Raw genomic sequence first — 9,852 nt, 5'->3', positions numbered from 1 at the left:
TACTACATAGAGAGCTTTAGTTGCAGCTAAAGCCTGGGTCTCACATTACCCAAAAGCAGAGTTAATTTCCCATACAAACAATTCAAGCAGACCCTCAACGCGTGGCATTTTTGTTTTGCGTTGAGTTTAGTGATTACGGTGTTGTGCGTAAAGTTGGTAGTAGCGTTTCGGGCTACTTAATTGGGCGTTACATTTTTAGGAAAGATTGTGGATTTTGATAAATTGATAAACACCATTTTAAATGGTTTAAAAGTAGCCATACCAAGTATTTTGGTTGGCATAATAGGAACTTATTTGGTGTATGACTCTGTCGTTCTTGTTGGCAAAAACTCAGAACTCGAAACTTTACGGGTAGCAGTGGATGTTGAAAAAGGGCGTCAGAATGTATTGAGTGAGCGCATTAAATTACTCGGCGACAAGTCAGTATTTCTCGAAAGTCAGTTGAAATATAAGTCACCAACTCAAAAAGCGTTAGAAGAAGAGTCAAAGCAAAAAATCGAAATGCTTACAAAAGAGAATATTCAGCTGCATCGAATAAAAGAAAAGTTGGAAAAAGCTGAAGGTAGTAAAGTTGATATTGCCGAATTAAGTGCAAAACTTGATAAATATGTCGCAGAGAATGCACAGCTTAAAGCTCAGCTAGGGAAGTTCACTTCAGAGGTTTTAGTTAGTGATTACCAAATGTCAGAAGGTGAGAGTTGGTCGGGTTTAGGTGGCCGAGTTACTTTTGGTGTATCTGACGTTACAAACGAATATAAAAAAGGAAACGTAGCATTAGTTGTTTCATCAATATTCGATACCGAGGACAAAAAAGTTCAGGCTGGTAATAGTTTCGACTTTAGTGTAGAGGGTAATAATTACAAGCTAGTAGTTAACAAGGTAGCTTATATCGGTGATTATGTGACCATATCAGTGTACAAAAAAATATAACAAGATAATTGGGCTCCCGCTCTAATAATGATTAAACTAAAACTGAGTCATTAAAGCTGGGAGATCAAAGATGAAAACTACTATCATTGGTGTTGATTTAGCAACTAAAGCAATTCAAGTTTGTGTGTATACAAATAAAAAGGTGCGTTCTAATAAAGAACTGACACCTCAGCAATTTAGTGAGTTTTTAATTCAACAATCACCAAGTCTAGTGGTGTTTGAATCATGCAGTGGTTCAAACTATTGGGTTCAATTTTGTCACTCTATTGGACATGATGCAAAGTTAATTTCAACTCGTTTAGTGATGGCTGTTCGCCAGAATCAAAAAACGGATAAAAATGATGCTTTAGCTATTATTCAAGCAAGCCTTTTACCCGATATTCATTTTGTTGCTAGCAAGACTCTACACCAACAACAAGCTCAATCGATACTGAGATTACGTGAACAATGCATAAAGCAAAAAACAGCGTTAAAAAATCAGTTAGGCGGGTTGCTTAGAGAGTTTAATATCTCTGTCGGCCGTGGCGAAAGCAAACTGATTAGTACGATTGAGTTAGTATTGGAAGACGCTGACAATGGGTTAAGTTTTATCTTTCGCTCAATGCTTCATCAATCATTAATTTTATACAAGCAAATCTGTATGACTTTAGAGAGTTATAATCAAGCATTAGAAGAATGGGTTTCTGAAACGCCTGATTGTAAAAAATTGATGAAAATAGAAGGAATTGGCATCTTAAATGCAATCCACTTATACATCACAATGGCAGACCAAGAATTTGGTGAGTTTAAACAGGGAAGGGATGTATCTGCTTGTATTGGATTGACGCCAATACAGCATAGCTCTGGTGGTAAAGTTAAACTTGGAACGATAGGAAGACGTAAAAATACAACCTTACGAAGTTTACTAATTACTGGTGCAATGGCAGTTATTCAGCAACTGGATAAACGGGATGCAAGATCAAATAAAGAAACATGGATAAAAGCATTAATAGAGCGACGAGGTAAAAAATGTGCAGCTGTTGCTTTGGCGAATAAAAATGTTAGAACCGCTTTTGCTTTATTAAAGAATGGAACAGATTACCAATTAATTTAATTTCCAACACTTATAACGCTTACAAGATATAAAATTAGGTGATGCAGAATACTCGTTTGAGATTTAATCTCGCTAACAAGCATTGCACCCTAATGTTCGAAATTGTCATAGAGTCGAGGTAGCTCCTCACTAGAACTCGTACATAAGCAAGCAAATATCACTGAGTGTAAAATAAGTGTTGAAAATAGGGAGCCCACATAAACGAGTATGGCGTCAATAATTAATTTTTAGCGATATTTTCATCCCACATGACGCCATCTCTTAGCATCGAATTTAAGATAACAACCATCTTACGAACACAAGCAATGATAGCGACTTTTTTAGGTTTTCCAGCGTCTAAAAGATGCTGGTAATGAGCTTTAAAAACCGGATTACATTGCATCTCTGACATCATTGCCATGTAGAGAACGGTTCTGACTTGAGAACGACCACCTTGGATCGTTCTTTTACCTTTATAACGCCCACTTTCTTTGGTTATCGGTGCTACATCGATAAGTGAAGCGGCCTGTTTATTCGTAATATAGCCAAGTTCAGGAACGTTACTAATAATGGATGTGGCAGCAATATTTCCTATACCTGGAACGCTTTGCAAAATAACATTCTTGCTTTGGTATTGATAAAGCGACTTACGGTCACATGATCGTTTATAGAGCAAAGCACGCCAAATCTGTGCAATAGAATCTACCTATAAAGTGTTGTATGGAATAGAGAAAGTGATAAAAACAAAACTGAACGTAAATATATCAATAAAACAATAGGTTAGAGTTTCATTGGGAAGTAATGAAAAGTTGGCACATAAATGGCATTAGTGAAAGGGATACATTCTCGTCCTACCTTGTGTTAACAGAGATAGCTTTTTACTAAAAGTCATGCATTTAACACACACGCCTGCCTCATCTGAGACAGGCTTTTTTTTATCTGTGAAATCTATCTTTGAAACAAATCGTTGAAACTCAGATTATTTAGTCAGTTTTTCTAAATCCGCAGGGCGGTAGTAAACCGATTTCAATACTTTTCCCTTACGAACCGCTTTGCCTTGCATGTCGACATCTTTAGCGCATTTGGCAATGATGTATTCGCCTTTTTGCACGCCTTCAAGTTCAACACCTTGTTTAGCGTAGAAAGCTTGAGTTTCCGTGAATTCTTGTTCGTTGCGGCATACTTTACTCATATTGCTTGAATGCACTTCATCCCAACAGGGTAGGAATTCAATGCCACGGTTTTTCGCCACATGCAGTAATAATTCGATGATGTAGCTAATACCGACATTACTGTCTACTTGCTCGTCACCACGATGAACTAAACGCCCCATAAGAACGTAAACCGTATCAACAATCGCATCGGCTTGTTCGGTTTTACAATCCGCTTCGGCCAGTTCGGTTAGTTCTTCGATCGCAAGAGAAGTGTGCAACGTATCGGCTTTGTCATCGAGAGAGGCTAGGTCTGCGACAGGGAGATCAAAAGTTGAACGGAATTCCGTAATATCACGATATAAGTGTTGGTAAAGTTCCGTTGAAAGTAGGGTAAATTGCATGTCATTGCCTCTTGAATAAAAGTTGCTGAAGATGATAACAAACAATGCCTATTTCAGTCATGATCAATTCAATTTTTCCGCGCGGTTAAGCTTGTAGGTAAGCACGAGAATGGCGATATATAACACACTGCCGCCTAATGCGACCATGTTCCAGCCACCGTGTTGCCAGCAATAGATTAAATAAAACCCACCGAGGCTACCACCAGCATAATAGTGAACAAGATATAAAGCCGTCGCACTGGCTTTTGCTTGTTGTGCTTTTGAGCTAACCCAGCCATACGCCAATGAGTGAGTAAAGAAAGCGCCACTACTAATTAAGATAAGCGCAATAAACATCGCATATAAATTTGGAATCAGTGCTATGAGCATCCCGATTAAACTGACTACCGTGCCTATTACAATGCCGCTGGTGGAATTAAAGCGTAGGCTCCATTGGCCGCTAAGTTTGGAGGTTAAGGTGCCAGTTAAATAACAAAGAAAGATAAGCGATACCAAGCTTACAGGAAGTGAGAAAGGCTCAGCGACTAAGCGAAAGCCCATTACCGTATAAAGATTTACAAATAGGGCAAAGTTTAACCCGCCAATTAACATCGCAAACCATAGTCTAGGGGTTTGTAAGTGATGGATAGCATCTTTTAAATGACTAGACAATGATGTTTGTTTGGCGACAAAGTTTTTCTGCGCGGGCACCCAAAGCGTCACCAATATTGCGATGGCAAGACTAAACAACGCCATGCCAATTACCGCAGTTTGCCAACCTAGCCATTCACCAACGACGCCGCCATAAATTCTGCCAGTGATTCCACCTAATGAATTAGCACCAATATACGAACCTACCGCGAGCAAAAAAACGTTAGGGCTAAACTCTTCTGCCATGTAGGCCACCGCCACCGAAATATAACCCGCCAAGGCAACTCCCATTAAAGCCCGTGAAGCAATCAGTAGCCCGAGTTGATCGGAAAATAAAATACATAAACCAACAACAGGTGAGGCATACAAACTGAACAACATGATTTTACGTCGTCCAATCTTCTCAGAGTAAATCGCCCAAGGTAGTAGTGATAACGCTAGCGTTAATGTCGCGGCGGCTAAAACCCAGTTAACATGCGCTGCAGTGACTTGATAATGTTCAGCAATCAGAGGTAGTAAAGGTTGGAATAAGTACAAATTGCAGAACGAAATAAAAGAGCCAATGAAGAGCCCAAAGGTCACTTTTTTTAGATCCTTTGGGTTGTCATTATCTAGTGGCTCGTGCTGCCTCGAATCATTCTTTGATAAGTCTGTATGCTGTTGGAGGGAAGTCGTCGACATTAACGGTACTCAATTGAACGTAATAACAGAATTTTATCAATAGCCATGATATATATAAAATATATTAAATTAATAGTCTCTATCTGTTTTTGATCTAACTTGTTTAAGTGTTACGTTCATCAACGTCATTATAGAATCAGGAAAGCAATGCATACGAAATTTATGAATACCAAAGCATTAAAGTACTTTGTCACCATCGTAGAAATGAAAAGTTTTAGCCGAGCTTCTGAGGTTTTGCATGTTGCGCAGTCGGCCTTAAGTGTTTCAATTAAAAAACTCGAATTATCAATAGGTTTAACAGTATTACATCGACATGAAAAGGGTGTGCAATTAACTGATGAAGGTTTGCGTTTATATAAACATGCGAAAGAAATTCTTCAGAAACTTGATGATGCAGCGCTTGAAATGCAAGAGCTAAAAGGCTTAGTTAAAGGCGAAGTGAGACTCGGTGTACCTAGCATGATGGGATCTTATTTCTTTCCTGATATTTTGATGGCATTTAAACAACAATATCCAGATTTAAAAATGACTATCATTGATGCAGGCACACAATCGATTCGGAAAATGCTGCTCGATGGAGAGTTGGATCTCGGTGTGATTCTTAATGAAAATGTACCGGATTCTCTAGCCATTGAACCATTAGTAGAAGATGAAATGTTAATGGTAGTGAGTCCTGAACATGAGTTTGCCACTAAGCGTTCGATTTCAATAATCGAATTCTTTTCTCAAGAATTAATCATGTTTAAGAAAGGGTATTTTCATCGAGAAATGGTCGACAAATTGTGTATTGAACATGGGTTTGAACCCAACATTTCTATTGAAACCAATTTGATCCCGATGATTTTAAAAGTGGTACAGAAAGATTTTGCGGTTGGGGCATTATTGAAACTAGTGACTGAACAAGAGAGAGGTGTGGTAGGTATTCCATTTGATCAACCAATCATACTTAAAATAGGCATGGCTTGGCGTAAAACAGGATATTTATCTGTAGCGGATAAAGCCTTTATGGAATTCACCAAGCAAGCTTTACCCGCCGCGATAGGCCGAGAAAAGTAATCGGTATATAATACCCGAAGTAGTTGGAGTTGCAGTGAGGCGACAAGCGAATGAACGCCGTCAACAAAGCTGCAGCTTCAAGTACGATGGGTATCAGTCTAGTCGATATATTCTTTATGTACTCGACGAGTAATACCGGTAAACAAGGTGTAGGGAATCGTATCGCAATAATTTGCAACGTCAGCAGCCTTTACGTTCTTCCCCCATAACTCGACGGTAGAGCCGATTTCAGCATTTGGAATATCCGTTAAGTCTACCGTCAACATATCCATTGAAACACGTCCTACAACTTGTGTACGAACGCCATTGACCATCACTGGCGTACCATCTTTCGCATGCCTTGGATAACCATCAGCATAACCAATAGCTACAGTACCTATCTTCATATTACGTTCACATCGATACCTTTCACCATAACCAACGGATTCGTTCATTTTAACTTCACGTATTGCGATGACTTTTGAGGTTAGCGTCATCACTGGAATCAGTTGTTCTGAAGCGGAATTTGGGTGTGAAAGTGGGTCTGCACCATACAGTAAAATACCCGGACGCGTGTAACCCTTAAATTGCTCGCTATGAGTTGAAGGGTGAGCTAACGTCGCCGCGCTATTGGCAAAACTGCTCGTTTTAGAATCTAATTTTTCTAGAGTTGATATACAAAGCTCTAACTGGCTTTGTGTCATCGATTTATCGAGTTCATCGGCACAAGCAAAGTGAGTCATGTGAACGATACTTTCGACTTGCGGTAACGCGTTTAATTCCTCAAAAGCCGCAGGGTAGTCTTGTGATGAGAATCCTAAACGATGCATGCCGCTATCGAATTTTAGCCAAATCGTAAATTGAGAAGATTGAGGTTGGCGTTCAATCGCTTCAATTTGTGCTTGGTTATGCACCGCTGTCCAGAAGTTATATTGTTGGATAAGCTCAAGTTCAGATTCTTCAAAAAAACCTTCTAACAAAAGAATAGGTTGTTTGATGCCCGATTCTCGTAACTCTATTGCTTCTTCAATACAGGCAACACCAAAGGCATCGGCTTCTTGTAGAGCGTGGGCCAATTTCACAGCGCCATGACCATAAGCATCGGCTTTAATGATCGCCACGGCTTGTGAGTTAGGCGATTGCGCTTTTGCCACGCGGTAGTTATGTTGAAATGCAGCAAGATCAATACTTGCTTTGGTTGGTCTAGTCATAGTAGCGCTCGATAGATAAGCCTTCAGGATCAATATCCGGCTGTTTGTTGTTGATAATATCTGCAACGAATTTGGCAGAGCCGAGTGACATTGTCCAACCTAAAGTACCGTGGCCAGTGTTTATATATAAATTGGAGTACTTAGTGCCACCGAGTATGGGGGTGCTGTCAGGTGTCATTGGACGTAAACCACACCAAAATTCCGCTTTGGCGACATCTGCTGCACCAGGGAACATATCTTGAATCACAAAATCTATACTGGCTCGGCGCTTCAATGGGCGCTCTAAGTTAAACGATGCAATTTCTGCGGTTCCGCCTACTCGAATGCGATCTTCAAAACGTGTGACCGCCACTTTATACGTCTCATCCATAATGGTCGATTGAGGCGCGCGTGATTCATCTTCTATCGGTAAGGTAAGTGAATAACCTTTGATTGGATAAATAGGTAAATCGATACCCAACGGCTTCATTAATTTAGGCGAGTAACTCCCTAGTGCACAGACAAACGTATCGGCCTTAACGACACCTTTATCGGTTTTGACACTAACGATTTTACCGTTCGATTCTACTAAGTGTTCAATATTGGTATTGAGCATAAACGTCACACCAATCGCTTCACATTGTTTAGCAAGCTCGGTGGTAAACTTATAACAATCGCCGGTTTCATCACCAGGTAGACGTAGGCCACCGACAAACTTATCTTTTACATTCGCAAGAGCAGGTTCATGTTCGATGCAACCTTGTATATCTAAAGCTTGATGAGGAATCCCCAATTGCTCAAGAACCGCGATATCTTTTTGCAGCGCATCAACTTGTTTTTGCTTACGGAACAATTGTAATGTGCCTTTTTGGCGTCCATCGTAGTTAAGGTTGAGCTCTTTACGAAGATCAACAAAGCAATCGCGACTATATTCAGCGACACGTAGCATGCGAGCTTTGTTGGTTTGGTAGCTTTTAGTGTTGCAGTTAGCCAGCATTTTACACATCCATGAAAGGGTGTAACCATCAAGCTCTTTCATGTTAATCATAAATGGTGATAGATCTTGCATCATCCAACCAATCGCTTTGAAAGGTACACCCGGCGCTGCCCACGGGGAACTGTAACCTGGAGATATCATACCAGCATTACCGTGGCTCGTTTCTTCTGCAACATGGTTTTGTCTATCAATTACCGTCACTTCATGGCCGGATTTCGCCAAATACCAAGCTGTTGTGACACCAAGTACACCACCACCTAAAATTGCTACTTTCATGATCTTCCTTAAGTAAAAACAACAATGAATAAATCCAAGTTTATTGCAAAATTAGGAGAATGGTGCTTTGAAGTTTTCAAACTTCCAGTTTTTTATTTTGTAAATGTTATGAATTTGTAGCATAAAAATTATTTAATATTACAAGGTATTAAAGTGAGATTTAGATCTGATTTTTATGCAAGAATAAGAAACTAAAAGTGAACTTGGGTTAATCGCTTGGGTGGGCACTGTTTTTATAGGTATTTTTATCTGGAACAAAATTCATCTATAAAGTTCACTAGCCCCAAGAGGCTTCTGATTGTAGTTGCTGATGTTTATGAGTTAAAATTCTTTTTTATTTAATGATTTAGATTGTTATTGAATCAAGCATTGGCTAAGGGCTATTTTATGAAGCAATGGTTGTTTTTAGGTGTCGCAATTGTCTCTGAAGTGATTGCTACTTCGGCGATGAAATCCAGTGAAGGTTTCACTCGATTAATTCCTTCTCTTATTGTGGCAGTCGGTTATGTCGCGGCTTTTTATTTTCTATCGTTAACACTAAAAACGATACCAGTTGGTATTGCTTACGCGATATGGGCTGGACTTGGGATTGTACTAATCGCTGCCGTTGGTTGGATTATTTATGGTCAGAAACTCGATCTAGCCGCTATGCTTGGTATGGGGCTTATATTATTAGGTGTACTGGTAATTAATGTTTTTTCTAAAGTTGGTGGGCATTAATTTGATCTTTTCCTAAGCCAACTTCGTAGAGTCATGGATGAATCTAAAACAAGGATGTTGTATGACATTATCCAAATGCATTTCTAGAGTACTCCCGTTTTTCACTGCGCTACTCCTGACTGGCTGCTTAGGCATGCCGAAATCCGTGACTCCCATTCAAGAGTTTGATCTAAACCAATATCTAGGCACATGGTATGAAATCGCTCGTCTCGATCACTCCTTTGAACGCGGTTTAACACAAGTTACCGCTGAGTACTCATTAAAAGAAGACGGCGGCGTTAAAGTGATTAACCGTGGTTACTCAGCCGCAGAGGGCGAGTGGCAACAAGCGGAAGGCAAAGCGTATTTTGTTAATGCGCCCAATGAAGGCTACTTAAAAGTCTCGTTCTTTGGCCCTTTCTACGGCTCATACGTGATCTTCTACCTCGATCCCGCTGGCCAATACGCCTTTATTTCCGGCCCTGATCACGATTACCTTTGGCTACTATCCCGAACCCCAACCATCGATGATTCCGTTAAACAACAATTCATTCAAATGAGCCAACAGAAAGGCTTTGATGTGAGTGAATTGATTTTTGTAGAGCAGAACCGTGATTCAAATTAGAAAACCCGACTCCCAATAAACAAACGTCCAGTCATCCTGAAAAGCGACGTAGGAGCGCAGTTCAGGATCTCCTAAAGTGTGTAGTTACATGTGGTAAAGCCCAAGCCTCTAAGCGTGATTCATTGGTGGGTTCGTAAGTTGGTAGGTTAGTAAGATAGTCGG

At 40.0% G+C, this 9,852-nt stretch carries 9 protein-coding genes and 1 pseudogene; 5 read left to right on the top strand and 5 right to left on the bottom strand.

Translation table 11 applies throughout. The annotated features are described in order from the left end of the window. Positions 1-207 precede the first annotated feature (207 nt). Positions 208-930: a hypothetical protein gene (locus ACN0T8_RS13965; RefSeq protein ID WP_417881234.1), complete on the top strand. Its 723-nt coding sequence runs from the start codon at positions 208-210 to the stop codon at positions 928-930. Between the two features lie 70 nt (positions 931-1,000). Continuing rightward, on the top strand, positions 1,001-2,023 hold the full coding sequence (locus tag ACN0T8_RS13960; protein WP_417881233.1) for an IS110 family transposase: 1,023 nt from the start codon (positions 1,001-1,003) through the stop codon (positions 2,021-2,023). 220 nt (positions 2,024-2,243) lie between these two features. On the opposite strand, the pseudogene ACN0T8_RS13955 reads toward ACN0T8_RS13960, so the two are convergent. The 3 genes and pseudogenes from ACN0T8_RS13955 to ACN0T8_RS13945 all read right to left on the bottom strand — a co-directional run. Continuing rightward, positions 2,244-2,639: pseudogene (locus ACN0T8_RS13955) on the bottom strand (transposase); the annotation flags it as partial. Between the two features lie 342 nt (positions 2,640-2,981). Further along, positions 2,982-3,557, bottom strand: a complete 576-nt coding sequence (locus tag ACN0T8_RS13950; protein WP_417881232.1) for a nucleoside triphosphate pyrophosphohydrolase family protein — start codon at positions 3,555-3,557, stop codon at positions 2,982-2,984. Positions 3,558-3,620: 63 nt separating this feature from the next. Beyond that, on the bottom strand, positions 3,621-4,769 hold the full coding sequence (locus ACN0T8_RS13945; RefSeq protein WP_417881231.1) for an MFS transporter: 1,149 nt from the start codon (positions 4,767-4,769) through the stop codon (positions 3,621-3,623). A gap of 261 nt (positions 4,770-5,030) precedes the next feature. Here ACN0T8_RS13945 and ACN0T8_RS13940 point away from each other — a divergent pair, with 261 nt between their 5' ends. Then, the gene (locus ACN0T8_RS13940; RefSeq protein ID WP_417881238.1) at positions 5,031-5,924 is read left to right on the top strand and encodes a LysR family transcriptional regulator; all 894 of its coding nucleotides are present in this window, start codon (positions 5,031-5,033) and stop codon (positions 5,922-5,924) included. Between the two features lie 98 nt (positions 5,925-6,022). On the opposite strand, the gene alr is transcribed toward ACN0T8_RS13940, so the two are convergent. Together alr and ACN0T8_RS13930 are read right to left on the bottom strand one after the other, a co-directional pair. Next, on the bottom strand, positions 6,023-7,114 hold the full coding sequence (gene alr, locus ACN0T8_RS13935; RefSeq protein WP_417881230.1) for an alanine racemase: 1,092 nt from the start codon (positions 7,112-7,114) through the stop codon (positions 6,023-6,025). After that, positions 7,107-8,366, bottom strand: a complete 1,260-nt coding sequence (locus ACN0T8_RS13930; protein WP_417881229.1) for a D-amino acid dehydrogenase — start codon at positions 8,364-8,366, stop codon at positions 7,107-7,109. The genes alr and ACN0T8_RS13930 overlap by 8 nt, the downstream gene beginning before the upstream one ends. Before the next feature lie 387 nt (positions 8,367-8,753). Here ACN0T8_RS13930 and ACN0T8_RS13925 point away from each other — a divergent pair, with 387 nt between their 5' ends. Further along, positions 8,754-9,086: an SMR family transporter gene (locus tag ACN0T8_RS13925; RefSeq protein ID WP_417881228.1), complete on the top strand. Its 333-nt coding sequence runs from the start codon at positions 8,754-8,756 to the stop codon at positions 9,084-9,086. A gap of 79 nt (positions 9,087-9,165) precedes the next feature. Next, entirely contained in the window at positions 9,166-9,690 is a 525-nt protein-coding gene (locus tag ACN0T8_RS13920; protein ID WP_417881237.1) for a lipocalin family protein, read from the top strand. Positions 9,691-9,852: the final 162 nt, after the last annotated feature.

Source organism: Vibrio sp. (genome assembly GCF_048266485.1).
Lineage (GTDB): Bacteria > Pseudomonadota > Gammaproteobacteria > Enterobacterales > Vibrionaceae > Vibrio.
Note: the sequence above shows the minus strand (reverse complement) of the source record. Positions and strands in the feature narration are given on the sequence as shown.

Bases quoted from the DNA above. Each gene is read 5' to 3' on its own strand.
- ACN0T8_RS13925 (WP_417881228.1), top strand. From the start codon at position 8,754: ATGAAGCAATGGTTGTTTTTAGGTGTCGCAATTGTCTCTGAAGTGATT.
- ACN0T8_RS13950 (WP_417881232.1), bottom strand. From the start codon at position 3,557: ATGCAATTTACCCTACTTTCAACGGAACTTTACCAACACTTATATCGT.
- ACN0T8_RS13930 (WP_417881229.1), bottom strand. From the start codon at position 8,366: ATGAAAGTAGCAATTTTAGGTGGTGGTGTACTTGGTGTCACAACAGCT.
- ACN0T8_RS13940 (WP_417881238.1), top strand. From the start codon at position 5,031: ATGAATACCAAAGCATTAAAGTACTTTGTCACCATCGTAGAAATGAAA.
- alr (WP_417881230.1), bottom strand. From the start codon at position 7,114: ATGACTAGACCAACCAAAGCAAGTATTGATCTTGCTGCATTTCAACAT.
- ACN0T8_RS13960 (WP_417881233.1), top strand. From the start codon at position 1,001: ATGAAAACTACTATCATTGGTGTTGATTTAGCAACTAAAGCAATTCAA.